We start from the raw sequence: 25,597 nt of genomic DNA, 5'->3' as shown, positions 1-25,597 counted from the left end.
GCCCCTGTATCGTCCAACGGCGTTATCGACGGCCCGCGTCACAGTCGGCTTTCAACTGAGCGCGCAGCTGTGAGCAGGCACACGTCATTGCTCTCTATCCATTTTCCCGCCTTTTCGAGGAAGTCCTATGCGCATCCGAACGAGTCATGTCGTGTTGTTTTTAGCTTTAGCGCTGTCCTTAACCTCTCATACCGCATTTGCAGCGGATCTAGCTGCGCATACTGTTGTTAGGCTGTTTATAGACGCATGCATACCCAACATGGGAAAACCAGAGGATGTGCGAAAGTGGGCAGAAAAAATGCATTTGCGTGAAATCACCGATCCTATCCCGTTGTATGTTTTCGTCGGAGAGGGAAAGAAAGGAAAGGCCTGGGCCGTGCCAACTCGCTACGGAAATTTCGCGCTCGCTATACGCGGACAGACGCAAGCATGCGCTGTCTATGCGCAAGCAGCTAAGGCGGACGAAGTTGAGTCCATGTTCAGAAAGATAGTCGAAGGCAGCAAACGACCCGGGATGAATTTTGACGTGTTAGAAGATAAAACCTTGGAGGAGCCAACTGGAAACACACGTGTACTTGTGTATGAATTGTCTGCAATCGGCGCTTCGACCGGCTTTGTATTTATCATGCTGACTACCGAACATCCGGATGGCGCATTTCAAGCCTCTCTCCGGGTGGCCGCAGCCAACGTCGCTTCTTCATCAAATTAACGGGCACACGTTGGTTGAATCGTTGGAACAAGCGGCGATCCTGAGCGATGTGCAACCGCAGATCGCTGTTGTCGATCACGGCTACAAGGGCGTAGTGATCGACGGCGTAAAGGTTCATCATCCGGGCTTGCGACGCGGTATCACGCGAGATTTACGCGCAATGATCCGACATCGCAGCGCGATCGAGCCGTCCATCGTACACATAAAGTCAGACGGCAAGCTCGATCGCAACTGGTTCAAGGGTACGCTGGGCGATGCGATTCATGCGGTGCTGTGCGGCGCCGGCTACAACCTGCGGATGATCCTGCGCAAGCTGTGGCTTTTTTTGCGCCCTGATGCTCGTCGCTTTGCTCAGCTTCAAAACCACCGCACCGTCAGCGGCCTGAGTTCATCGGAGGCCAAAACGAATTGTTTAGGGCGGACTACGTAATGAGTGTGACGGTCTCAAGCATGATCGGTATGCGAGCCGATTGATGTTGCCAGTGTGCACCGAACCAGCGCTGCCTTAACAAAATTGCGACTCATTGTCACTAACGAGTCCAGTAAATGCGACAGATCAGCCAGCCGCTGCTAACCTCCTCTCCTCGACTTGCGATGCAACCCTTATCTGCCCACTACAGGGCAGCCTTCGCTTTTTCCGCACTCCCATCGCCGTCTAACATCGGCGGTGAAACAACGAACTGCCCGACTTTCGTGTCGCACGAGACGCATAACGTATAAACGCGTTGAAACCCCCAGTATATTCGTATATACTTGTTTATACAATGATAGAAGGAGTGACATCATGGCAAAAACCGCGACGCTCACGATCCAACAGTGGGGGAACAGCCTAGCTGTGCGCATTCCCGCTGCGGTTGCACGCTCAGCGCATTTCCAGGTTGGCCAGAAGGTGGAGGTGACGACGGATGAAGTTGGTGTAACAGTGAAGCCGGTGGGTCCGCGTAAGCTTACGCTCGCGGAGAAACTGGCGCGGTTTGATCCAATAAAGCACGGCGGTGAAGCGATGGCAACAAGCCGCGTTGGTGCGGAGGTGTTTTAATGACAGGTGCTTTGTGGGTGCCTGACCGACGTGACATTATCTGGATTGACTGCAATCCGCAGGTCGGTCGTGAAATGAAGAATTTGCATCCGATGCTGGTCTTGTCACCGAAACCGTTCAACGAGCGAACCGGCATTGTCATCGGGCTTCCGATGACAACTGCCGACTTCAATGACACCAATCCGTTTGCTATCAAGTTTCAGGGGCCGAAAAACGTCACGAGCTACGTGCTTGGACACCAGCCCAAGTCATTTGACTGGCGAACACGGGGAGCAAAGGCACATCCGTGGAAGCGCGTGCCGGATGATGTGTTCGCAGCCGCATGCGAACAATTAAACCAAATTATTGCGATTGGCGATTAAGAAAACGGAAAAAGACAGTCATGGATTATGCTAGGCGTGCGAGCACTGGTCGGGCTTAAAAGTTGACTGTTTAGCAGCGCACACAGAAACGCAGCCGGCGCACGGCATTTGAACCACGCGCTCGCATACACGAGCAGCGCAAAGCTTACCGCCCACCAAGCCAATCAGTCCCACACACTCACCCGCGCGGATGATGTATCGCATGCAGCGCCTTGAGGCGCTCACGTGCAACATGAGTGTAAATCTGGGTCGTCGAAATATCGCTGTGGCCAAGCAGCATCTGCACCACGCGCAGGTCCGCGCCATGATTGAGCAGATGCGTCGCAAACGCATGCCGCAACGTATGCGGCGACAGCGGCACGTGAATGTCAGCGCGCAACGCATATCGCTTGATGAGGTTCCAAAATTGCTGACGCGTCATCGCGCCGCCGCGCGCTGTCACGAACAGCGCGTCGGCGCCGCGCCCCCCAAGGAGCACCGCGCGCGCCTCGCGCAGGTAGCGCTCCAGCCAGCCTCGCGCCTCGTCGCCAAACGGCACCAAGCGCTCTTTTGCACCCTTGCCCATCACGCGCACCACACCCTCGTTCAACCCCACCTCGACCGTCTTGAGCATAACTAACTCTGAGACACGCAACCCGCTCGCGTACATCAACTCAAGCATCGCACGGTCGCGCAATCCAAGTGGCGTGTCCAGATCCGGCGCACCTAGCAATGCTTCGACCTGCGCTTCATTGAGGGTGGACGGAAAACGGGGCGGCTGCCGGGCCGAACGGATGCGCAGCGTCGGATCAGCCGCGACGCGATGCTCGCGTAACGCCCATGCGAAGTAGCGCCGAAACACCGACAAGCGCCGGTTCGCGGAACTGGCCTTGCCATCGCTGCGCACCGCCAGGTAGCCATTCAGGTCCGACTCGCGCGTCGCATCGAGTGTGCGCTCGTGCGTCGCCGCGAGCCAGTCGCAATACAGCGATAAGTCGCGCCGATACGCATCCAGCGTATTGCGGGACAATCCATGCTCGAGCCATAGCGCGTCGCAGAATGCGTCGATCGCCTGCGCGCTCGTGTTGCGATACGCGCTCAACTGTTCGACTTGCACGTCGCTCATGCGTACAACTCACCCTGCTGAGGCACCCGGATGCCTTCATGGCGCAGCAGCCAACACTTGACGTCACGAAAAAACCCCTTGCCCGCATGATGCGCAAAGCCACCGAGGTCGTTTGCTGCCACGACGCGATGACATGGAACGACCAGTGGCGCGAGGTTGGACCCGCATGCCTGTCCGACGGCACGCGGCACCGCGCCGATCGACGCCGCCAGTTGCCCATAGGTCCAAACGGTGCCGGGTGCAATGCGACAGATACCGTCCCATACCCGGCGCTGGAACGTGGTGCCGGCGAGCGACAGCGGCAAGTCGAACACCGTGTCGGCCCGTTCGAAATAGGCGACGATCTGCGCTGCCGCCCGCCGGGCCAGCGCATTGTCCGGTATGCACAGCGGAGTCGTGCCGGGCAGGTAAACAATTTCATGAACGAACCGGTCGTCGCTGCGGATACCGACCCGTCCGAATGGTGCATCGATCACGGCATTGAACATGCCAATTCTCCTGGGGACGCGCGCGGCGGTACGCGGCACGGACGGTCGATTTTACGTCCGAATCGTGTCTACGGCATCACGACGCGGCATCCGCGACGGCCAGCAGATGGGCAATGGCTACCCGTAGCCCAGCGCCCAGCGCACATGCTCGCGCACCAGCGCAGACGGGTCGTCTTCACGCTTGCGCAACGCTGCCAGCACAGCATCACGCCCTGCCGCGCCGCCACCGGCGCGCAGCGCATTGCCGAGTCCGACCGCGAGATTGCGCAGCCAGCGTTCGTAGCCGATCCGGCGGATCGCGCTGCCCGCCAGGCGCGTGTCGAAATCCTGCTCGCTCCAGCCGAACAATTCGATCAGTTGCGCGCCATCCAGCCCATTGCGTACATCGAAGTCCGCGCACCCGCTCGGCTGCGCAAACTTGTTCCATGGACACACAAGCTGGCAATCATCGCATCCATACACGCGGTTGCCAATCGCCTCGCGCAGCTCGACCGGAATGCTGCCGCGCAACTCGATCGTCAGGTACGAGATGCACTTGCGCGCATCGAGCCTATACGGCGCCACGATGGCACCCGTCGGGCACGCGTCGATACAGCGCGTGCAAGCGCCGCAATGCGCGCCCGCGTGTTGCGGCGCGCGCGACGGCTGGCTTTGCGCATCGGTGGGCAACGGCACGTCAACGAAGATCTCGCCGAGAAAAAATAACGAACCGGCGTCGCGATCGAGCAGCAACGTGTGCTTGCCGCGCCATCCGAGTCCGGCCTTTTGCGCAAGTTCGACCTCCAACACCGGCGCCGAGTCGGTGAACACCCGGTAGCCAAGCGGGCCGATGGCGGTTTCGATCCGCTCGGCTAATCGCTGCAGGCGCTGGCGCATCACTTTATGGTAATCGCGACCGCGCGCATAAATCGAGACCACCGCAGCGCTCGGATCGGCCAGCCGCGCATGCTCGCGCGCGCGCCATGACGCCGGCGTCCCGGCGGGCAGATACGGCATCCGTGCGCTGATGACCCGTTGCGTCCCGGGCACAAGTTCGGCCGGCCGCGCACGCTTCATGCCGTGTTTGGCCATATAATCCATCTCGCCGTGATAACCTGCGTCGATCCATGCGGCGAGCGCCGCTTCAGCATGGGACAAATCGGTATCACAAATACCGATTGCGCTGAAGCCCAGTTCGCGCGCCCATTCGCGCACACGCCGCGCCAGCGACACAAGTTCGGCGTCGGTGAGCGTCGTGCGGCGAATTTCAGTATCCGGCGATTGTTTCATCATTTCTATTGTACGCAATGCCAGATGCACAAGCCTCGCCTCGTCCGTTGACAGAACGCGTGTTCGTGCTGCCGGACGAGCACGCGGCTAACGCGTTTGGCGCAACGTTGGCCGCGGCGATCACGGCGGCGATGCGTGCCGCGCCCGCGCATGGCATGCAAGTGCACTTGGTTGGCGACCTCGGCGCCGGCAAAACAACGCTAGTGCGCGCGATGCTGCGCGCGCTCGGGCACACGCAACGCGTGCGCAGCCCAACCTATACGCTTGTCGAGCCCTACACGATCGAGAATGTCGACGGCGCGCCGCTGTCGATCTATCACTTCGACTTGTACCGCTTTGCGGATCCGGCGGAATGGGAGGATGCCGGTTTTCGCGAGTACTTCGGCACTGGGGCGCTGTGCCTGGTCGAGTGGCCGCAGCGCGCCGGCGACGTGCTTGGCATACCCGACCTGCAGATCGACCTCGAAGTCCAAGGCGAAGGCCGCAAGCTGACTGTGCGTGCCTATAGCGAAACCGGAAAAGAGTGCGTTGCCCGATGCTGATCAAACCGTTCCGTTCGATTGAATCCGCGGCCACCGCATCGCATTGCTGGCGACGCCGGCAGATCCTGCGCGCGGGCGCCTCGACGCTGTTGCTGGGCCTGGCCGCGCCGCGCATCGCGCACGCGGCCGCGGTGCTGGGCGTGCGCGTGTGGCCAGCGCGTGACTATACGCGCGTGACGATCGAGTCGGACCAACCGCTGCAGAACTCGCAAAAACTGCTACAGGAACCGGATCGGCTCGTCGTCGATCTCGATGGACTGGAGCTGGACCAAACGCTCAAGGACCTGGTCGCAAAGATCACGCCCAACGACCCGCAGATCCAATCGGTACGCGTGGGCCAGTTCCAGCCGCACGTGGTCCGAATGGTGTTCGACCTGAAGGGGTCAGTCAAGCCGCAGGTGTTCGCACTCACCCCGGTCGGCTCGTACAAGTACCGGCTCGTGTTCGACCTGTATCCGGCAGTGCCGCCCGATCCGCTGATGGAGTTGCTCGCGCAGACGCAACGCAAGGAGGAAGCGCTCGAGCAACGCTCGGTCCCGGGCGCGACGCTGTCGGGCCCGGCGCTCGCGATGCCGTCGCCGTCCGACGGCGCCCCGGGGCGCGACGCGCTGGCCGGCATCGCACCGCCGACCAGCGGACGCGGCCATGCGAGCGACAACAGCGATGCGTTCTTCCAGCGCTTTGCGCAGGCTGATGCGGTGCCGCCACAGAGCACCCCATCGGCCAAGCCTGCCCGACCGCCGTCGGCACCGCCGCAGCCCAACCACAATGCCGATAGGGGTGCGTTGGCGGCGCGCCGCGACAACGACGGCTACGGCTTCAAAGTGCCGCCGGGCAAAACCAGCACGGTCCGCCTGCTGACCGTAGCCATCGACCCCGGACACGGCGGCGAGGACCCGGGCGCGATCGGCGGCGCCGGCACCTATGAGAAGCACGTCGCGCTGGACATCGGCAAGCGACTGCGCGCGAAAATCGACGCGCAGCCGAACATGCGGGCGATGATGACGCGCGACGCGGACTTTTTTGTGCCGCTTGCGGTGCGTGTACAAAAGGCACGGCGTGTCGGCGCTGACCTGTTCGTGTCGATTCACGCGGACGCGTTCACTTCGCCGCAGGCGCGCGGCTCGTCGGTGTTCGCGCTATCCGAGCGCGGCGCAACCAGTGCCGCGGCGCGCTGGATAGCGCAAAAGGAGAACGCTTCCGATCAGATAGGCGGCGTGGATTTCAAGAGTCGGGATGTGACATTGATGCGGGCGCTGTTTGATATGTCAACGACCGCGCAGATCCGCGACTCGCTGAAGTACGGCAATTACGTACTCAAGGAGATCGGTGGCATCAACAAACTGCACAAGGCCAGCGTCGAGCAAGCGGGCTTTGCGGTGCTCAAAGCGCCGGACATTCCATCGATCCTCGTGGAAACCGCGTTCCTCAGCAATCCGGACGAGGAGCAGCGGCTGAACTCCGAAGCGTACCGCGATCAGATGGCTACTGCGATCCTGAAGGGCATCAAGCGCTACTTCGCCGCGAATCCGCCGCTCTCGAAGAACCGGATGGCGTAATGCGTCAGCGCGCCTACGGCTAGTCGGCTCGGCGCCGGCGCAACATCTTCCAGCCCGCGCCCAGCGCCACCGGCACGACCGCCGTGGCCACGCCGACCAGTACGATCGTATTTAGATGATCACGGATGAACGGAATATTGCCGAACAAGTAGCCGCATACCGTGAGCAACACGACCCACAGCAGCGCGCCTAGCACGTTGTATAGCTGGAAACGCGCCGGGCTCATGCCGGATACGCCGGCCACGAACGGTGCAAACGTGCGCACCACCGGTACAAAGCGCGCGAGCACGATCGTCTTGCCGCCGTGGCGTTCATAGAATTGATGCGTCTTCAGCAGCGCGGCGCGATCCAAGAAGCGCTCGCCGAACTTCCAGTGCGCATCGAAGACTTTTGGCCCGATATAGCCGCCGATCAGATAGTTGACCGTGTTTCCGCCAACCGCGGCCACCAGCAACAGCACGTTCAACAGTAGCAGGTCCATTGATCCGGAAGCGCTGAACGCACCGCCGATGAACAGCAGCGAATCGCCCGGCAGAAACGGCAACACGACCAAACCGGTTTCGCAGAACACGATCAGGAACAGCACGACGTACACCCAAGCGCCGTACTGTTGGATAAAGTCGCCCAAAAATTTGTCAATATGCAGGACAAGGCTGAGAAATTGCAGGAAGGTATCCAAAAGGCGTCCTTGAAACCACGAAATTGGCGTGGATGATACCGGAATACTCGGTCTGCTCCGATGAAACCGTCCGGTCGCCAGCGCACCCAACCCCGTCACGACCGAGCAGCGGTGTCTCGCTATAATAGATGAATGTCACAGTCTATTGAGCCGGGCATGTCCGACACGGCACGCCCATCCGTTGACGGCGAATCGCCACCGGCGACGCCATCCTCCCCTGTCGCCGATTCGGCCCCTGCCACCGATTCGGCCCCCGCTGCCGATCCGCCCTCCGTCGCTGATCCGGCTCCCACCGATGGACCTACCGTGCAGCGGCATGGCAGGCCGACGCGCGCCATCCAGCCATTGCCGGATCAATTGATCAGCCAAATTGCGGCGGGCGAGGTCGTCGAGCGGCCGGCATCGGTCGTCAAAGAGTTGATCGAGAATGCGCTGGACGCCGGCGCGACAGCGCTGCGCATCACGCTGGACGAAGGCGGCGTCAAACGCATCATGATCGCAGACGACGGCTGCGGCATCGCAGCCAACGAATTACCGCTGGCGTTGATGCGCCACGCCACCAGCAAGGTTCGCTCGCTGGCGGAGCTTGAGAGCGTCTGCACATTGGGCTTCCGTGGCGAGGCGCTCGCGTCGATTGCATCGGTCGCGCAGACCAGCATCACGAGCCGCACCGCCGACGCGCCGCACGCCACCCGCATCGATGCGCAGACCGGCGCGCTATCGCCGGCCGCCGGCGGCGTAGGCACGACAATTGAGGTGCGCGATCTGTACTTCAGCACCCCTGCGCGCCGCAAGTTCCTCAAGAGCGAGCAGACCGAACTTGGGCACTGCCTGGAGGTGATCCGGCGCGCCGCGCTATCGCGCCCGGATGTCGTATTCTCGGTGCTGCACAACGGCCGCGCCGTCGAACACTGGAACGCGGCCAGCGCCGCCGCGCGCACCGCAAAAATCCTAGGCGAGGCATTCGCGACGTCGCATCTACCGCTCGAGGAAGCGGCCGGCCCGATCGCGATCTATGGTTTCTCCGGCCTGCCGACCGCGAGCCGCAACCGCGCCGACCAGCAATATTTCTTCGTCAACGGCCGCTTCGTGCGCGACAAGCTGCTCGCGCATGCGGTGCGTGCCGCCTACGAGGACGTGCTGCACGGTGACCGCTATCCGGCCTACGTACTGTTCCTCGACCTGCCGCCCGAAGGCGTTGATGTCAACGTTCACCCGTCCAAGATCGAGGTACGCTTTCGTGACTCGCGCTCGATCCATCAGTTTGTCTTCCATGCGGTGCAGCGCGCGCTGGCTCGGCACGCCGGCGCCTCGCCCGACACGACCACGGGCGGCCACGCGGCGCGCCTGACACCTGCCGTGCCGGACACGGCGGACCCGGGGGCCGGATCAGGCGGCGGTGTGGGCGCGGGCTCGCAGGCCGAATCCAGTGCCGTATCAGCAGCGTTGTCCGGCGTGGCGTCGCCCCAGGGCGGGGGGCAGTCCGCCGGGCTTCGCCGTGGCGGGCCTGCCGCGACACCGGGATCCCCGAGCTGGATATCGCATACGCGGATGCGCCAGGGCGTGCTACCGGTCGCCCAACCGCTGGCCGTCTACGATGCGTTGTTCGGCCGGCGCGATGGGGCCACAGCCTCTTTGTTACCCGTACACGGTGACGCCTCTTCCGCGCCTTCGCCGGCACCCGGCTCGGTAGCGGACCAACCATCGTCGCCGACGGACACCGAAAGCATACGACCCAGCCCGTCCGCCACCGACGAGGCTGATTCTGCCTCTGCCACCAACGAGGCCCCTCCCCCCTCTCCCGCTAACGGGCCTGCGGCGGCGCCGGCACAGCCGCTTGACGAGCATCCACTGGGATTCGCGCTCGGCCAGTTGCACGGCATCTACGTGCTGGCGCAGAACACGCGCGGACTGGTGCTAGTCGACATGCACGCCGCGCATGAGCGCATCCTGTACGAGCAATTCAAGCACGCGCTCGCTCAGCGGCGCATCGCTGTACAACCGCTGCTGATCCCGGTGACAATGCAAGCCGATGCGGTCGAGATCGGCGTGGCCTGCGAGGAACGCGAGACGCTTGATGCATTGGGCTTTGACATCGCTTCGCTGTCTCCAACCACGCTGGCTATCCGGGCCGTGCCCGCGCTGCTCAAGGATGCCGACCTAGTCTCGCTGGCGCGCGCGGTGCTTGCGGACCTGCACGCGTACGGCGGCTCGCAGGTGCTGACCGAGCACCAGCATGAGCTGCTCGGCACGCTGGCGTGCCACCATGCGGTGCGCGCGAACCGGCGCCTGAGCATTGACGAGATGAATGCGCTGTTGCGGCAAATGGAAGCCACCGAGCGCGCCGATCAATGCAATCATGGTCGTCCAACCTGGTTTCAGCTCACGCTCAGCGAACTGGACCGGTTGTTCATGCGGGGCCAATAGTCGCGCCGTGGCATCCGCCCCCGTCATCGCATGCCTGCTCGGGCCGACCGCGTCTGGTAAGAGCGCCGCCGCGCTCGAACTGGCGCGCCATGCCCCGATTGAGATCGTCAGCGTCGATTCGGCGCTCGTCTACCGGCAAATGGACATCGGGACCGCCAAGCCGACCGCGGCCGAGCGCGCTGCGGTGCCCCACCATCTGATCGACATCATCGACCCGCTCGACGCCTATTCGGCCGCCCAGTTCCGCACCGACGCGCTACGCCTGTGCGCCCAGATCACCGCGCGCGGCAAATTGCCATTACTGGTGGGCGGAACCATGCTGTACTACAAAGCGCTGGTCGAGGGCTTGAACGAGTTGCCGGGCGCCGACGCGTCGATCCGGGCCGCACTCGACCAGGATGCAGCGCGCGAGGGTTGGCCCGCCCTGCACGCGAAATTGGCGCAGATCGACCCGGTATCGGCGGCGCGGATCGCGCCCAACGATTCACAGCGGATTCAGCGTGCACTGGAGGTCTGGCAGCTGACCGGTCAGCCGATGTCCACGCTGCTGCGGGCGGCGTCCCACCCGGGCGCCGATCCGAGTAGCGGTCGCCAGGCCGCAGGCGACGTCGACGCGCGCGTGACAAAGCGCGCCGGTCTGCCGCCGTCGCCCCGCTTCACTGCCGTTTCGCTGGAACCCTCCGACCGGTCGGTGCTGCACGCGCGCATTGCACGGCGCTTCGACGCGATGCTGGACGCCGGCTTGATCGACGAAGTGCAGCAATTACGTGCACGCGGCGATCTACACCCCGGATTGCCGTCGATGCGCTGCGTCGGATACCGACAGGCGTGGGCGTACCTGGACGGCGAATACGATTATGCAACGATGCGCGACAAGGGCATCTTCGCGACACGCCAGCTTTGCAAGCGGCAATTGACATGGTTGCGCTCGATGCCCGAGCGGATTGTCGTCGACTGTGTCGGCACCGACGCCGGCCCGCGTGCCGTCGACGCAGTGCGGCGGATATGGGCACCGACGTAGCAGACGCCGCGATCAGTGCGGCGGCGCCACGCCAGGGCGTCACACCACGATCGTCTGTGCCTCGCCGGCGTTGCGCTCACGCACTGTACCGAGCGTCCACACTTGTTCGCCGGCTGCCGACAGCATGCCGGCCGCCGTCTGCGCGTGCTCGGCCGCGACAATGACTACCATCCCGATTCCGCAGTTGAAGACGCGATGCATCTCCGCGTCGGCCACGCCACCGTGCTGCTGCAGCCACGCGAACAGTGGCGGCAACGGCCATGCACGGTGGTCCAGTTCCGCGCACAGCTGCTCGGGCAGCACGCGCGGCACGTTCTCGACGAGCCCGCCCCCCGTGATATGGGCGATACCCTTGACCGGGAGTTGCTGCATCAACTCGAGCACGGGCTTCACATAGATGCGCGTAGGCGCCATCAGCGCATCAGCCAGCGAGCGGCCATCGAAATCGGCTTGCAGATCCGGCGCCGCACGCTCGATGATCTTGCGCACCAGCGAATAGCCGTTCGAGTGGATACCGCTGGAGGCCAGGCCCAGCACCACATCGCCGGCGCCGATCGTGCTACCGTCGATGATCTTGCTTTTTTCGACTGCCCCGACTGCGAACCCGGCAAGGTCGTATTCGCCATCCGGATACATCCCCGGCATTTCGGCCGTCTCGCCGCCGATCAGCGCACAGCCCGCCAGCTCGCACCCGACGGCAATACCCTTGACCACGCTCGCCGCCGTCTCGACGTCGAGCTTGCCGCAGGCGAAATAGTCAAGGAAGAACAGCGGCTCGGCCCCTTGCACAAGAATATCGTTGACGCTCATGGCCACCAGATCCTGCCCGACCGTATCATGCCAGTTCAAATGGAACGCGAGCTTGAGCTTCGTGCCCACGCCGTCGGTGCCGGAGACCAGCACCGGCTCGCGGTATTTCTTCGGTACCTCGAACAGCGCGCCGAATCCACCAATGCCCGTCAGCACGCCGTCGCGCATCGTCTTTTTTGCGAACGGCTTGATGCGGTCAATGAGCGCGTCTCCCGCGTCGATGTCGACGCCCGCATCACGGTAGGACAGGCCCGGCGCCGGCGCGCCGGGAGTGGATTTCGGTTGATTCATGGCGAAAGCGCGAGAAGCTCGCGGGAAGGTCGGTAAAATTACAATTTTACCCGATGCGAGTGTGCCACCCGCACGAACTCGTCAAACTGCATTCCAGGACCCTTGCCACCCGTGCCGACCTCGTCTGCTTCCCATCGTCAACTCACACTCGACCTGGGTACACCGCCGCCAAAGACATTCGAAAACTTCTTCGCCGGTGCCCATGCCGAACTGGTCGCCCGTCTCGCCGGCCTGGACACCGCCCTCGCGGCCGGGCCGGTCGCGGACCGCACATTCTACGTGTGGGGAGACGCCGGGAGCGGGCGCAGCCACCTGCTGCAGGCGCTGGTGGCCGGCGCATCCAGCGGCCGCGCGCGCTTTGTCGCGCCACCCAGCCCGCTGTCGGCGTTCGGCTACGATCCGCGTGTCGCAATCTATGCGGTCGACGATGTCGACCAACTCGCCGACGCACAACAGATCGCGCTGTTCAACCTGTTCAACGAGGTGCGCGCCAGTCCAGGCAGCGCGCTGGTGACCACCGGCAACGCCGCGCCACTGCATCTAGCCGTGCGCGAGGATGTGCGCACGCGCCTGGGCTGGGGCCTGGTGTTCCATCTCGGCGCGCTGGCCGACGAGGACAAGGCGGCCGTGCTCAAGCAAGCCGCGCGCGAACGCGGCCTGACGTTCGCCGACGACGTGCCGACATGGCTGCTCACACACTACCGCCGCGACATGCCCAGCCTGATGCACGTCCTGGACGAGCTCGACCGTTTCGCCCTCGAGCACAAGCGCGCGGTCACGCTGCCGCTGCTGCGCGCGATGCTGGCGGGCAGCTTCAAGTAAAATGCGCTCCATGACGAAAACCGCACGCAATCTCGCCCTGTTCGACCTGGACCATACGCTGATCCCCACCGATAGCGATCATGAGTGGGGACGCTTCATGGTCAAGCTCGGCATTGTCGACGCCGACAGCTTCTCGCGCGAAAACGACCGCTTCTACGCCGACTACCAGGCAGGCAAGCTGGACATCCATGCGTACCTGCGCGCGATGCTCACCCCGCTGGCGAAATACTCGCGGCGGCAACTGGACGACTGGCATGAACTGTTCATGCACGAGGTCATCAACCCGCGGATCCTGCCCGCCGCCCGCGCATTGGTGCAAGAGCACCAGGAGGCGGGCGACCTGTGCTGCATCGTGACGGCGACCAACGCGTTCATCACCGCACCGATCGCGGAAGCATTCGGCATCGAGACATTGATTGCGTGCGAGGTCGAGACGACGGACGGGCATCCCGACAGCCCGTACACGGGCAACTCGATGGGCGTGCCGAGCTATCGCGAGGGCAAGATCGTGCGGGTGCAGGCGTGGCTGGATTCGCTCGGCTGCGACTGGACGAGCTTTGCGCACAGCTATTTCTATAGCGACTCGCACAACGACATCCCGCTACTCGAAAAAGTCACCGACCCGGTGGCGACCAATCCAGACGAGAAGCTGCGCGAGTATGCGCTGGCCCGTGGTTGGCACATCCTTGAACTGTTCCAATCGACGTGATTACAAAATTCATCCGCAAGTTGTTCGGCTCGCGTAGCGGCGATGCCACCTCGCCGGCCAACACATCGCGCAGCGCCGACGCCGATCGAGGCGGCGCGAATGCCAACACGGACAGCGCTGCGACAGGCCGTCGGCGCAATACGGCGCGCGACGCGCAGCGCAGCACGCCAGCTGACGCGCGGGGCGCGCAGGACACTAGGCTGCCGTCGCGCAAGCCACCGCGCCGCACGCCGCGCCGCAACACCTTAGCCGCCAGTGGCCATGCCAGCAGCCATACTGCTGCTGATGGTGAAGCCGAAGTACCGGTGATCGTGCCAGCCGACATCCATCGTATCGATCCGGCGCTGATCTCGCGCCATGCCATCCGCGTCACCGACACGCTGCAACAAGCCGGTTTTCGCGCGTTTATCGTCGGCGGCGCGGTGCGCGATCTGCTGCTCAATATCGCGCCGAAGGATTTTGATGTCGCCACGGACGCCACGCCGGATGAGGTCGTCAAGCTGTTCCGCCGCGCCCGGTTAATCGGCCGGCGTTTTCAGATCGTCCACGTCCAGTTCGGACAGGAGATTATCGAAGTATCGACGTTCCGCGCGCTGATGGACGCGGCGCCAGCTGGCACCGGGCCCACGGACAGCGAGCCGGCTGCGCCACCGCGCAAGCTGCGACGCGGCGAGCTGGACCGGCGCACGCATGCGGTGGACGCGAGCGGGCGCGTGCTGCGCGACAACGTGTGGGGCGAACAGCACGAGGACGCGACGCGGCGCGACTTCACCGTCAACGCGATGTACTACGATCCGGCGACGCAGACCGTGCTCGACTACCATCGCGGGATGGAGGACATTCGCCAACGCGTGCTGCGAATGATCGGCGAGCCCACCACCCGCTTTCGCGAGGATCCGGTCAGGATGCTGCGTGTCGTGCGTTTCGCAGCCAAGCTGGACTTCACGATCGAATCGTCGACGCAGGCGCCGATCGCCGAGCTGGCGGATCTGATCAACAACGTGCCGGCGGCCCGGCTGTTCGACGAGATGCTCAAGCTGCTGCTGTCCGGACACGCGCTCGGCTGCCTGAAGCAGTTGCGCGCGCTGGGCCTGCACCACGGGCTGTTGCCGCTGCTGGATGTGGCGCTCGAGCAGCCCGGCGGGGAGCGTTTCATCACGCTTGCATTGACCCATACCGACGAGCGCGTGCGCTTGGGCAAACCGGTCTCACCCGGGTTCCTGTTTGCCTCGCTGCTGTGGCGCGAAATGCAACTGCGCTGGCAGCAATACGAGGCCGGCGGCGAACATTCGATCCCGGCGCTGCATCGTGCCATGGACGACGTGCTCGACCAGCAGACCGAAAAGCTCGCGATCCAGAGGCGCTACACCGCCGACATGCGCGAAATCTGGGGGCTGCAGCCCCGGCTGGAGAAACGTTCCGGCCGCAGCGCGTTGAAGCTGCTGGAGCACCAGCGGTTTAGAGCAGGTTATGATTTTCTCTTGCTACGCTGCGAGGCAGGCGAGTTGGACGCGTCGGTCGGTCAATGGTGGACGGATTTCATCGCCGGCGATCCGGGCACGCGCGAGGCGCTGCTGGCGCAGGGCGACAAGGAGCGCTCGCCGCGCAAGCGCCGGCGCCGTAGCGGCTCGCGCAACCGCAAGGATCCTGGCGAAGGTGCTCAGCAGGCCTCGTCGCCGACCGACGGTGAACCACGTGGCAACGGCGACGCCTAGCGGCTTGCACGAACGCCGGCCATCGAATGCAGGAGTCGACGTCATGACCGTAGCCTATCTTGGCCTGGGCGCGAACCTTGGCGACGCGCGCCAGACGCTAAAGGACGCCGTGGTCTGCCTCGCGCAGCAGGCTCCCGTTACCGTGCTCGCGAAATCGAGCCTGTACCGCACCGCCCCAGTCGATGCCGGTGGCGACGACTTCTACAATTGCGTGGTGAAGATCGATACCACGCTTGCTGCACGGCAGCTGCTCGCCCTGTGCCACGGCATTGAGCATCACTTCGGCCGCGAGCGCCCGTACCGGAACGCACCTCGGACGCTGGACATTGATATTCTGCTGTACGGCACCGGGCAACTCGACGAGCATGACCTGACGGTGCCGCACCCGCGGTTAACCGAGCGGGCGTTCGCGCTAGTGCCGCTGCTCGAACTGGACGCAGCGATTGAGATTCCCGCGCTGGGCCGTGCGCACTGTTACCTGCCTGGCGTCGCGTCGCAGCGCATCGAAAAGGTCGCCCCTTGCCAATGCCCGTTCCGACGCGTCGCTGCTGCGATCGTGGGCGGCAAGTCGGGGCCGCGCCAATGAACCCGTCCACCGTCGTACCACCGCTGACCGTCCATGCGCCGGCGCAGCCCACGCCGTTCGGCTATCTAGTGATCGAGGGGCCAATCGGCGCCGGCAAGACCACGCTGGCGACGCAACTGGCGACACGCTGGTCAATGCAAACGCTGCTGGAGCGCGCGGCTGACAACCCGTTCCTCGAGCGCTTCTATCACGACAACGCGCGCTACGCGTTACCAGCGCAATTAGACTTCCTACTGCAGCGCGAGACGCAAATGCGCGCGATCGCCGATGCACGGCAGCGCGGCACGCCGCTCGTCGTAGACTTCCTGCCGCAGAAAGACGAATTGTTTGCCCGCCTGACGCTGCCCGACGATGAATTCGCGCTGTATCGCGCGCTGGCTGCACATGTGCCGCTCGCCCGGCCAGTGCCGGATCTCGTGATTTACCTTCAAGCCAGCCCGGAAACGCTGTTCGCCCGGATTCAAAAGCGCGCGATTCCGATGGAGACGCATATCACCGATGCGTACCTGCGCGCATTGTGCGACACGTACAGCGAATTTTTCTATCACTACAACGACGCGCCGCTGCTCAGCGTCAATACTGACCATCTGGATCTGGCAGGATCTGACGCAGACCTGGACTTGCTGGTCAAGCACATCGGATCGATGCGCGGCCGCAAGGCGGTATGGGTGAAGGGCACGGCGCGATAACGCTCTCCAAGGATCATTTGTTATGAGCTATCTGCAGAATTCTGGCCGTCGCGCCGTCACTGTTCCGCGCCTTCAGCAGATGCGCGAGGCCGACGAGCCAATCGCGATGCTAACGTGCTACGACGCAAGCTTTGCGGCATTGCTCGAGCGCGCGGGCGTGGACGTGCTCCTCATCGGCGACTCGCTCGGCAACGTGTTGCAGGGCCAGACCACGACGTTGCCGGTCAGCGTAGCGGATATCGCATACCACACCGCCAGCGTGGCGCGCGGCAGCCGCGGCAACGCGCTGGTCGTCTCGGATTTGCCGTTCGGCAGCTATGGTACGCCAGCAGACGCGTATTCAAGCGCCGTCAAGCTAATGCAGGCGGGCGCGCAGATGGTCAAGCTCGAGGGCGGTGCGTGGCTTGCCGAGACGATCCGCTTCCTGGTCGAACGATCGGTGCCGGTCTGCGCGCACCTGGGGCTCACGCCGCAGTCGGTGCACGCGTTTGGCGGCTTCAAGGTCCAGGGCAAAAACGATCTGGCAGCCGAACAGTTGAAAAAGGACGCTCAGTTGATTGAGCAGGCCGGCGCGCAGCTGCTCGTGCTCGAAGCGATCCCTGCCGCATTGGGCGCCCAGGTCACCGCGGCGCTGACGATTCCGACCATCGGCATCGGCGCCGGAGTCGACTGCTCGGGCCAGGTACTGGTGTTACATGACATGCTCGGCGTGTTCCCTGGCAAACGGCCCCGGTTCGTCAAGGATTTCATGGTCGGCCAGCCGTCGATCGAGGCAGCCGTCCAGGCCTACGTGCGTGCAGTCAAGGAACGGACGTTCCCCACCGCAGAACACACGTTCTGAATCGACGTCGCTAAAGGCGAAGAAGGCGAAGTTAACGGCGAAGCAACTGTGCCGGCATCGCACCGCGCAGCGCATTGCAGACAATGAGCGCATCGCGGCGCTCGAAGTCGGCGCGCGTGATCGGCCGCTCGATGGCTTGCCACACCGGATCCGCGAGCAACACCGAGCGCATAACGCCGGGTAATACACCGCTGGCCAGCGGCGGGGTGACCCAGCGGCCGTCGATTCGCACGAATACCGTGCTGCGGCCGCCTTCGGTCAGCTCGCCAAGCCGATTGAAAAACAACAAGTCAAACGCGTGATGGTTTTGCGCCAGCTGCCATGCTCGGTCATAGGTATCCCGGCAGGTGGTCTTGTGACGCAGCAACGGATCGCCCGGGTCCGGCGCAGCGATGCCGTGGTCGGACGCCAGCATTACGCGCACCGGACCGGCCGCAAGCGACGGCAATGGCGTCGCGCTGACGTCGATGGCCCCGTCCTTGCGCAGCGTCGCGCGCATCCGATATGCGCGATCCGGCGCGAGCGCCGCGCAGGCCTGCACGAGCCGTGCCGCAAATACCTCGGCGTCGAACCGGAAGCCGAAATAGCGCGCACTGCGCTCAATACGGGCGACATGTAGACCTGCGTGGCGCACGCCCTCCCGCGTGGCATACATCGTCTCGAATAACTGGAAACCGGGGTCCACCTCGGTTAAGAAGCGCGCCTTTAACGCACATTCGAAATATTCGTCGTGCGCGACGCTGTCCAGCACGATGCCGGCACCCACACCGAGCGTGCCCGCCCGCACGTCGGCGCCCATACCAGTGTCCGATCGCGGTGCCAACACCAGCGTGCGAATAGCCACCGACAGGCAAAAATCGCCAAGCGTGCGTGCGGCAGCACACGTGTCGAGCCACCCAATCGCACCAGTATACAGCCCACGTGGTGTCGTCTCGATTGACTCGATCAACGCCATCGTGCGAACCTTTGGCGCGCCAGTAATCGAGCCACACGGAAAAAGCGCCCGCAGCACGTCGGCAAAACTGATCTCGTCACGCACGCGCGCGTGCACGGTCGATGTCATTTGCCACACTGACGCGTACGGCTCGACCTCAAACAACGCGGGCACGCGAACCGAACCGGTCCGCGCGATCCTGCCCAGATCGTTGCGTAGCAGGTCAACGATCATCAAGTTCTCTGCCCGGTTCTTATCGTCGGCAGCCAATGCCCGCGCTTGCTGCGCGTCGAGCTGCGCGTCATTCGCACGCGGCGCCGTGCCTTTCATCGGCCGCGCGACGATCGTCCCGCCACGATGCTCGACGAACAGTTCGGGCGACAACGACAGCACATGGGTGCCATCGGGCAGCGCCAGCAAAGCGCCGAACGGCACCGGCTGGCGCGCTCGCAAACGTCGATACAATGCAGGCGCTGAGCCGAACATATCGAACGCGAGCCGATACGTATAGTTGACTTGATAGGAATCGCCGTCGCGCAATGCTGTATGAATGCGCGTGATCGCGTCGTCAAATGCGTCACGCGTGACGCTGCTGCGTACGTTCGCGATGCCAGCCACCCCAGGATCCGCGCGGCCGCCGTCCTGCTGCTGCAACCACGCCGCAACCTGCTCCGAGGACAGGCAGCGCAACTCGCGGAACAGAAGAATGCGCAGCGCACCGCCGCCAGCGCGCCTGGCCGAGCATTGCAGCCGTACGCCCCATTCGTAGTCCGCAAGTAACAACGCATGCAGCCCCGTGCGCAAGTCTGCGTCAACTTCGGCGAGCACCGCATCGAGCCGATCGGGATCGGTGCAAGTGCGCTCATGCGAAAACGCCGTGTAGAGACGCGAGCGGCATGCAGGGGCATCAGCCGACGCCTCCTCGGGCGCACAGTCGTCGAGCAGCGCAAACACGCGGGCGCTGTCGGGGTCGCCCGCAGCCTGTGCCACTCCCGCGTCAACTGCCATCATGTCACTCGAAGAAGCTTTTCACGCGGTCGAACCAGCCCTTGCTCTGCGGGCTATGCCGCGCGCCCCCTTCGACCAGCGACTTCTCGAACTGGCGCAGCAGGTCACGTTGCGTATCAGTCAGCTTGACCGGCGTCTCCACCTGCACGTGCACGTACAAGTCGCCCGGCACGCTCGAGCGCAAACCCTTGAGGCCCTTGCCACGCAGACGGAACGTCTTGCCCGATTGCGTGCCCTCCGGCACGGTGAACGATGCCTTGCCAGCCAGCGTCGGCACCTCGATCTCACCGCCCAGCGCCGCGGTGGTGAACGCGATCGGCATCTGGCAATGCAGGTCGTCGCCGTCACGCTCGAAGACGGTGTGCGGCTTGATGTGGATCTCCACATACAGATCGCCGTTCGGGCCACCATTGATGCCCGGCTCGCCGTTGCCAGCAGAACGGATCCGCATCCCCTCATCGATGCCGGCCGGAATCTTCACTTCCAGCGTCTTGTTTTCTTTAACCTTACCGACGCCGTGGCAATGAGCGCACGGCTCCGGAATGTACGTCCCGGTGCCGTGACACTTTGGGCATGCCTGCTGGATGCTGAAGAAACCCTGCGACATGCGCACCTGCCCCTGCCCATGGCAAGTCGGGCATGTCTCAGGCTTGGTGCCCGGCTTCGCGCCGGAGCCATGGCATACCTGGCACGATGCCCAACTCGGCACGCGGATTTGCGTCTCATAGCCATGCGCGGCCTGCTCCAGCGTAATTTCCATGCTGTAGCGCAGGTCCGCGCCGCGGTACACCTGCGGACCAGCCCGCCGGCCACCGCCTGCGGCTTGCCCAAAAATATCGCCGAAGATGTCGCCGAACGCATCGGCAAAACCGCCAAAGCCTTGCGCACCCGCCGCGCCCATGTTCGGGTCGACGCCCGCATGGCCGTACTGATCGTACGCGGCGCGCTTCTGTGAATCGGACAGCATTTCGTAGGCCTCTTTCGCCTCCTTGAAACGCTCTTCCGCCTCCTTGTTGCCAGGATTGCGGTCCGGGTGGTACTTCATCGCCAGCTTCCGATACGCCTTCTTGATATCGTCATCGGACGCATTCTTGGCGACACCCAGCACGTCGTAGTAGTCTCGTTTGGCCATATCGAGTCAATGCCATCAAACAAAATGGGCCCGGAGAGCCGCTAAGCCCGCCAGGCGCTCTGCCTTCGCCACCGTGCTACGGTGCACGATGGCACACAAATGGCCGGCCCGGTGGACGCGGCACGCATCGCGCACCGCGCACCGGCTGCCACCGCCGCTTCGCTCAGTCCTTCTTCACTTCCTTGAAGTCGGCGTCGACGACGTCGTCCTCGGCCTTGCCGGACGGTGCAGCGGACGACGCGCCGTCCCCGGCCGATGCCCCGGCCGCGCCCGCCTGGGCCTGCATGTCGGCGTACATCTTCTCACCGAGTTTTTGCGACACCTTCGACAGCGCTTCGATCTTCGCCTCGACCTGCGCCTTGTCGGACGCGCTCTTCAGCGCTTCCTCCAGTTCCTTGAGCGCAGCCTCGATCGAGCTCTTCTCGCTCGCGTCAATCTTGTCGCCGTAGTCGGACAGCGCCTTCTTCGTGCTGTGCACCAGCGCGTCACCTTGGTTACGCACGTCGGCTAGCTCGCGTAGGCGATGATCCTCCTCAGCGTTCGCCTCAGCATCCTTCACCATTTTCTCGATCTCAGCCTCGGACAGGCCCGAATTCGCCTTGATCGTGATCTTGTTCTCCTTGCCCGTGCCCTTGTCACGCGCATGCACGTGCAGGATGCCGTTCGCGTCAATGTCGAACGTCACTTCGATCTGCGGCACGCCGCGCGGTGCGGGCGGGATGCCTTCCAGGTTGAATTCGCCCAGCAGCTTATTGCCGGCCGCCATCTCACGCTCACCCTGGAACACCTTGATCGTCACCGCCGACTGGTTGTCGTCGGCCGTCGAGTACACCTGCGTGTGCTTGGTCGGGATCGTCGTGTTTTTGTTGATCATCTTCGTCATCACGCCGCCAAGCGTCTCGATGCCCAGCGACAGCGGTGTCACATCCAGCAGCAGCACATCCTTGCGGTCGCCGGAGAGCACCTGGCCCTGGATCGCCGCACCCACCGCGACCGCCTCGTCCGGGTTCACGTCGCGACGCGGCTCCTTGCCGAAGAACGCCTTGACTTTGTCCTGCACCTTCGGCATCCGTGTCATGCCGCCCACTAGGATCACGTCATCGATGTCACTCACCTTCACGCCCGCGTCCTTGATCGCGGTGCGGCACGGCTCGATCGTGCGCTCGATCAGCTCCTCGACCAGCGCCTCCAGCTTCGCGCGGGTGATCTTCAAATTCAAGTGCTTCGGGCCGGATGCGTCCGCCGTGATGTACGGTAGGTTGATCTCGGTTTGTGCCGAGCTCGACAACTCGATCTTGGCCTTCTCGGCCGCTTCCTTCAGCCGTTGCAGCGCGAGCACATCCTTGGACAGGTCAACGCCCTGCTCCTTCTTGAATTCACCGATGATGTAGTCGATGATCCGCTGGTCGAAGTCCTCGCCACCGAGGAACGTGTCGCCGTTGGTCGACAACACCTCGAACTGCATTTCGCCGTCCACGTCGGCGATCTCGATGATCGAGATATCAAACGTGCCACCGCCCAGGTCATAGACCGCGATCTTGCGATCTCCCTTCTCGGTTTTGTCCAGTCCGAAGGCAAGCGCCGCGGCGGTCGGCTCGTTGATGATCCGCTTCACGTCCAGGCCGGCGATGCGGCCTGCATCCTTCGTGGCTTGCCGCTGGCTGTCGTTGAAGTACGCCGGCACGGTGATCACTGCTTCGGTCACCGGCTCGCCAAGGTAATCCTCGGCCGTTTTCTTCATCTTACGCAGCACTTCGGCGGAAATCTGCGGCGGCGCGAGCTTCTTGTCGCGCACCTGTACCCACGCGTCGCCATTGTCCGCCTTGATGATCTGGTAAGGCATCAAGCCAATGTCCTTCTGCACTTCCTTCTCTTCAAAGCGACGGCCAATCAGCCGCTTGACAGCGAATAGCGTGTTCTTCGGATTCGTCACGGACTGGCGCTTAGCCGGCGCGCCGACCAAAATCTCGCTATCGTCCATATACGCGATAATCGAAGGCGTCGTGCGAGCGCCTTCCGAATTCTCGATCACCCGCACCTGGTTGCCTTCCATCAGCGCCACGCACGAATTCGTGGTACCGAGGTCGATCCCGATAATCTTGCCCATTTTTACTAATCTCCTGGCTTTGATCTAGCAGACCCACGCAGCGCGCGGTCATCCATTCACGTCTGCCCACAACGTGGGTGCAACAGTGCTGATTTCAATACCCTGGCATGCACGCGGGCTTTGCCGAGGCGAGACGCCAGCCGCACTCACTTGGGCGCGGCCACGGTGACCAGCGCCGGGCGCAACACGCGGTCGGCGATCACGTAGCCTTTTTGCAACACGCTGACGACCGTGTTGGCCTCCTGCTCGGCCGGCACCATCGAAATCGCCTGGTGCCGGTGTGGATCGAATTTCTCGCCGACCGGATTGATCTGCACAACGCGTCCCTTCTCCAAAGCGCTCGACAATTGACGTAACGTCAGTTCGACACCCTCACGCACCTTCGCCAAGTCGCCGGCGTTGTCCGCCAGTGCAGCCTCCAGGCTGTCGACGACCGGCAGCAGGTGCTCGGCGAAACTCTCGATCGCGAACTTGTGCGCCTTGGCAACGTCGTCCTGCGCGCGCCGCCGCACGTTCTCCGTCTCCGCGCAGGCGCGCAGGAAACTCTCGTGCAGTTCGGCGATCTTGGCATGCGCTTGCTCGAGCGCCTTGGCCTCGGCGGCGGCATCGGCCTCGCCGAATTGCCCATTGTCGGCGCCCGGCTGTGCCGCCGCGGCGTCCTCGCGCTGAGCCTCGGCCGGTTGCACCTGTGCGTCCTGCGCCGTTTGCGTGCCGTTGCCGGCGGGTTCGGTATCCGATGCGGGGCAATTCTGGCTTGCTTGCTTCTCTTCCATGATGGCCGTGGTCAATTTCAGTCAATGGTTCGATTCGGCTATTCCCGCGTCCGGCCGGCCCGACAGGCGCCGGAGCGCGGGAAACCGTAGTTGCGCAATCGACATGGGGTCAACGCAGGCCTTTTCAATAGCTCGCCGCAAAAAGTCACGGCGCGGCGCCGTCTGGCATTGCAATCTACCGTTACACGATTTCCCGTATGTTGCACCGCAAATAGATTGAGCGCCCGCCAACGCTGACCTACACTTCGTTATGAGGCGCTTTAAGACGCGTGTCCCCTGATTGCGTCAACGGCGCTCCCACCGCCCAGCCAAATGCCCGTTTCCGCCCGTGCCATGAAACTGACTTTTGCCATTGGGGTGGTCGCCGTGGTATTGATCGCGGGAACGACCGCCATTTGCCTATCCGGGGCCGTCACCGAATCCACGACTGAGTACGGCGGCGTCCACGCGACGCTCGAGTCGCTATTCAATCCGCACCGGACAATTTGTCAATGATGCGCCGATCGCGCTTCGTTGGCCGCCCGTGAAGTGTCGCAGCAGGCTCCCGAAAAGTCCTGCGCCGCTCCAACTCGGCCAGCCGCCGCGCGTTGCCGGCCGGCGTCTCCTCGTATAGCGTCTGCGCGATCGCCGCCGGACCACGCACATCACATACGCCCCGCACCTGCACTTCCCATACGATGCGCTCGATGTCGATTTGCACAATGTCGCCGACGCGCACCTCCTTGGCCGCCTTCACCGACTCGCCGCCGATGCGCACCCGGCCCTTGCCAAGCGCCTCGGCCGCCAGTGAACGGGTCTTAAAAAACCGCGCCGCCCACAGCCACTTGTCGATGCGCAGCCGCGCGTGAGGACCGGTTAAGATCTTCAAATTCATTGGCGAACTCACGCAGATATCGTCGCTGCCGTGCTCTGTTGCGGCGTAGCAATCGGCCACCCTTGCAGATGGGTGACGACGATCTCGGCCAGCGCGCGGATCCACGGTTGCGCATCGTTGACACACGGGATCCGATGGAACTCGCGCCCCCCCGCCCGCAAGAACGTATCACGACCCTCGATGCCGATTTCCTCGAGCGTTTCGAGGCAATCAGACGTGAAGCCCGGGCAGAACACGTCAACCCGACCGGCTCCGGCCGCGCCCAACTCCTGCAGCGTCGGTGCGGTATAAGGTTGCAGCCATTGCGCGCGTCCGAACCGCGACTGGAACGTGAGCCGGCATTCGACCTCGGTCAACCCGAGCGCGTGGGCCAGCAACGTCGCGGTTTGCCGGCATTGCTCGGCATAGGGATCGCCCAAATCCAACGTGCGCTTAGGCACGCCATGAAAGCTCAACAACAGCCGATCGCCGGCCGTGAAATCAGGTCGGCCGTGCTGCTGCCAATAGTGCAGCACTTGAGACGCCAGCGCCTCGATATAGGCGGGATGGTCCGCATAATGCTTGATCGTGCGGATCTCCAGTTGGTTGCGCATACGCGCCAGCGCGGAGAACGCTGCATCGAATGCGCTGGCGCTGGTCGAGGCCGAATACTGAGGATACAGCGGCACCAATAGCACCCGCTCAGCGCCGGCGCGCTTGAGTTGATTCAGCACATTGCCGATGCTGGGTGTGCCATAGCGCATTGCATAGTCGACGAGCACGGAACACCGGCCTGCCGCCAGCCACTGCCTCAGGCCGTCGACCTGCCGCTCGGTGTGCACGCGCAGCGGCGAGCCCTCCGCGTCCCAGATCGCCGCGTACTTGCGCGCCGACGCGCGGCCGCGCAACGGCAAGATCAGCGCGCGCAGCACAATCTGCCACAGCGGCGCGGGGATCTCAACGACGCGTGGGTCGGACAAGAACTCGGCCAAGTAGCGCCGCACCGCGCGCGGCGTCGGTGCAGCGGGGGTGCCGAGGTTGATCAGCAGCACGCCGACCCGGTGCGATGCGCTCGGCTGCGAGGGCAGCTCAAGATCAAAATGCATGAGAGGATCCGTTGAGCACCG

25 protein-coding genes are annotated in these 25,597 nt (G+C 63.5%); 14 read left to right on the top strand and 11 right to left on the bottom strand.

What is annotated here, in order from left to right:
- The first annotated feature begins 127 nt into the window (after positions 1–127).
- The 4 genes from KQH55_RS01510 to KQH55_RS01495 all read left to right on the top strand — a co-directional run bounded on the left by KQH55_RS01510 (position 128) and on the right by KQH55_RS01495 (position 2,110).
- Entirely contained in the window at positions 128–709 is a 582-nt protein-coding gene (locus KQH55_RS01510; RefSeq protein ID WP_235090058.1) for a hypothetical protein, read from the top strand.
- Positions 648–1,139, top strand: coding sequence for a hypothetical protein (locus KQH55_RS01505; protein WP_076785412.1), 492 nt, complete (start codon positions 648–650; stop codon positions 1,137–1,139). Before KQH55_RS01510 ends, KQH55_RS01505 begins: the two co-directional genes overlap by 62 nt.
- A 354-nt stretch (positions 1,140–1,493) precedes the next feature.
- A complete protein-coding gene (locus KQH55_RS01500; protein ID WP_076785413.1) occupies positions 1,494–1,748 on the top strand; it encodes an AbrB/MazE/SpoVT family DNA-binding domain-containing protein in 255 nt (84 codons plus the stop codon).
- Complete coding sequence (locus tag KQH55_RS01495) at positions 1,748–2,110, top strand: type II toxin-antitoxin system PemK/MazF family toxin (RefSeq protein ID WP_076785414.1); 363 nt, start codon at positions 1,748–1,750, stop codon at positions 2,108–2,110. The genes KQH55_RS01500 and KQH55_RS01495 overlap by 1 nt, the downstream gene beginning before the upstream one ends.
- Before the next feature lie 178 nt (positions 2,111–2,288).
- Here KQH55_RS01495 and xerD read toward each other — a convergent pair whose 3' ends face one another.
- The 3 genes from xerD to queG all read right to left on the bottom strand — a co-directional run bounded on the left by xerD (position 2,289) and on the right by queG (position 4,975).
- Entirely contained in the window at positions 2,289–3,215 is a 927-nt protein-coding gene (xerD, locus tag KQH55_RS01490) for a site-specific tyrosine recombinase XerD (RefSeq protein WP_076785415.1), read from the bottom strand.
- Entirely contained in the window at positions 3,212–3,703 is a 492-nt protein-coding gene (locus tag KQH55_RS01485; protein ID WP_076785416.1) for a methylated-DNA--[protein]-cysteine S-methyltransferase, read from the bottom strand. The genes xerD and KQH55_RS01485 overlap by 4 nt, the downstream gene beginning before the upstream one ends.
- 117 nt (positions 3,704–3,820) lie before the next feature.
- Positions 3,821–4,975: a tRNA epoxyqueuosine(34) reductase QueG gene (gene queG, locus KQH55_RS01480; protein WP_235090057.1), complete on the bottom strand. Its 1,155-nt coding sequence runs from the start codon at positions 4,973–4,975 to the stop codon at positions 3,821–3,823.
- Positions 4,976–4,989: 14 nt separating this feature from the next.
- On the opposite strand from queG, the gene tsaE reads away from it, so the two are divergent.
- Together tsaE and KQH55_RS01470 are read left to right on the top strand one after the other, a co-directional pair.
- Positions 4,990–5,514: a tRNA (adenosine(37)-N6)-threonylcarbamoyltransferase complex ATPase subunit type 1 TsaE gene (gene tsaE / locus KQH55_RS01475; RefSeq protein WP_076785418.1), complete on the top strand. Its 525-nt coding sequence runs from the start codon at positions 4,990–4,992 to the stop codon at positions 5,512–5,514.
- Positions 5,508–7,073 (top strand): N-acetylmuramoyl-L-alanine amidase, encoded by a 1,566-nt coding sequence (locus tag KQH55_RS01470; protein WP_235090056.1) that lies wholly within the window; start codon positions 5,508–5,510, stop codon positions 7,071–7,073. Before tsaE ends, KQH55_RS01470 begins: the two co-directional genes overlap by 7 nt.
- Positions 7,074–7,092: 19 nt before the next feature.
- Here KQH55_RS01470 and KQH55_RS01465 read toward each other — a convergent pair whose 3' ends face one another.
- Positions 7,093–7,752 carry a VTT domain-containing protein gene (locus tag KQH55_RS01465; RefSeq protein ID WP_235090055.1) on the bottom strand — a complete coding sequence of 220 codons (660 nt, stop codon included), beginning with the start codon at positions 7,750–7,752 and terminating at the stop codon, positions 7,093–7,095.
- 156 nt (positions 7,753–7,908) lie between these two features.
- Here KQH55_RS01465 and mutL point away from each other — a divergent pair, with 156 nt between their 5' ends.
- A complete protein-coding gene (gene mutL, locus KQH55_RS01460) occupies positions 7,909–10,179 on the top strand; it encodes a DNA mismatch repair endonuclease MutL (protein ID WP_373566345.1) in 2,271 nt (756 codons plus the stop codon).
- A gap of 7 nt (positions 10,180–10,186) precedes the next feature.
- Positions 10,187–11,200, top strand: a complete 1,014-nt coding sequence (gene miaA / locus KQH55_RS01455) for a tRNA (adenosine(37)-N6)-dimethylallyltransferase MiaA (RefSeq protein WP_076796966.1) — start codon at positions 10,187–10,189, stop codon at positions 11,198–11,200.
- A gap of 39 nt (positions 11,201–11,239) precedes the next feature.
- Here miaA and purM read toward each other — a convergent pair whose 3' ends face one another.
- Positions 11,240–12,301, bottom strand: coding sequence for a phosphoribosylformylglycinamidine cyclo-ligase (purM, locus tag KQH55_RS01450; protein ID WP_076796965.1), 1,062 nt, complete (start codon positions 12,299–12,301; stop codon positions 11,240–11,242).
- Positions 12,302–12,412: 111 nt separating this feature from the next.
- On the opposite strand from purM, the gene hda reads away from it, so the two are divergent.
- From hda to panB, 6 genes are read left to right on the top strand one after another with little or no spacing between them, the layout of a single operon-like run.
- On the top strand, positions 12,413–13,123 hold the full coding sequence (gene hda / locus KQH55_RS01445; RefSeq protein WP_076796964.1) for a DnaA regulatory inactivator Hda: 711 nt from the start codon (positions 12,413–12,415) through the stop codon (positions 13,121–13,123).
- A 10-nt stretch (positions 13,124–13,133) separates the two neighbouring features.
- Entirely contained in the window at positions 13,134–13,832 is a 699-nt protein-coding gene (locus KQH55_RS01440) for an HAD family phosphatase (RefSeq protein ID WP_076787394.1), read from the top strand.
- Positions 13,829–15,547, top strand: coding sequence for a polynucleotide adenylyltransferase PcnB (gene pcnB / locus KQH55_RS01435; protein ID WP_370643171.1), 1,719 nt, complete (start codon positions 13,829–13,831; stop codon positions 15,545–15,547). Before KQH55_RS01440 ends, pcnB begins: the two co-directional genes overlap by 4 nt.
- A 43-nt stretch (positions 15,548–15,590) precedes the next feature.
- Positions 15,591–16,133, top strand: coding sequence for a 2-amino-4-hydroxy-6-hydroxymethyldihydropteridine diphosphokinase (folK, locus tag KQH55_RS01430; RefSeq protein ID WP_076796963.1), 543 nt, complete (start codon positions 15,591–15,593; stop codon positions 16,131–16,133).
- The gene (locus KQH55_RS01425; RefSeq protein WP_235090053.1) at positions 16,130–16,822 is read left to right on the top strand and encodes a deoxynucleoside kinase; all 693 of its coding nucleotides are present in this window, start codon (positions 16,130–16,132) and stop codon (positions 16,820–16,822) included. The genes folK and KQH55_RS01425 overlap by 4 nt, the downstream gene beginning before the upstream one ends.
- Before the next feature lie 22 nt (positions 16,823–16,844).
- A complete protein-coding gene (gene panB, locus KQH55_RS01420; RefSeq protein WP_076796961.1) occupies positions 16,845–17,663 on the top strand; it encodes a 3-methyl-2-oxobutanoate hydroxymethyltransferase in 819 nt (272 codons plus the stop codon).
- 31 nt (positions 17,664–17,694) lie between these two features.
- On the opposite strand, the gene pabB is transcribed toward panB, so the two are convergent.
- The 6 genes from pabB to hemH all read right to left on the bottom strand — a co-directional run bounded on the left by pabB (position 17,695) and on the right by hemH (position 25,576).
- Positions 17,695–19,608: an aminodeoxychorismate synthase component I gene (pabB, locus tag KQH55_RS01415; protein ID WP_235090052.1), complete on the bottom strand. Its 1,914-nt coding sequence runs from the start codon at positions 19,606–19,608 to the stop codon at positions 17,695–17,697.
- Between the two features lies 1 nt (position 19,609).
- Positions 19,610–20,737, bottom strand: coding sequence for a molecular chaperone DnaJ (gene dnaJ, locus KQH55_RS01410; protein WP_076785429.1), 1,128 nt, complete (start codon positions 20,735–20,737; stop codon positions 19,610–19,612).
- Between the two features lie 163 nt (positions 20,738–20,900).
- Positions 20,901–22,844, bottom strand: a complete 1,944-nt coding sequence (gene dnaK / locus KQH55_RS01405) for a molecular chaperone DnaK (RefSeq protein WP_076796959.1) — start codon at positions 22,842–22,844, stop codon at positions 20,901–20,903.
- 146 nt (positions 22,845–22,990) lie between these two features.
- Positions 22,991–23,617 (bottom strand): nucleotide exchange factor GrpE, encoded by a 627-nt coding sequence (gene grpE, locus KQH55_RS01400; RefSeq protein WP_235090051.1) that lies wholly within the window; start codon positions 23,615–23,617, stop codon positions 22,991–22,993.
- Positions 23,618–24,083: 466 nt separating this feature from the next.
- On the bottom strand, positions 24,084–24,491 hold the full coding sequence (locus KQH55_RS01395) for an RNA-binding S4 domain-containing protein (RefSeq protein ID WP_076785432.1): 408 nt from the start codon (positions 24,489–24,491) through the stop codon (positions 24,084–24,086).
- An 8-nt stretch (positions 24,492–24,499) separates the two neighbouring features.
- The gene (gene hemH / locus KQH55_RS01390) at positions 24,500–25,576 is read right to left on the bottom strand and encodes a ferrochelatase (protein ID WP_076796958.1); all 1,077 of its coding nucleotides are present in this window, start codon (positions 25,574–25,576) and stop codon (positions 24,500–24,502) included.
- Between the last annotated feature and the right edge of the window lie 21 nt (positions 25,577–25,597).

The sequence above is a fragment of the Mycetohabitans sp. B3 genome (genome assembly GCF_021498065.1).
Taxonomy (GTDB): Bacteria; Pseudomonadota; Gammaproteobacteria; order Burkholderiales; family Burkholderiaceae; genus Mycetohabitans.
Note: the sequence above shows the minus strand (reverse complement) of the source record. Positions and strands in the feature narration are given on the sequence as shown.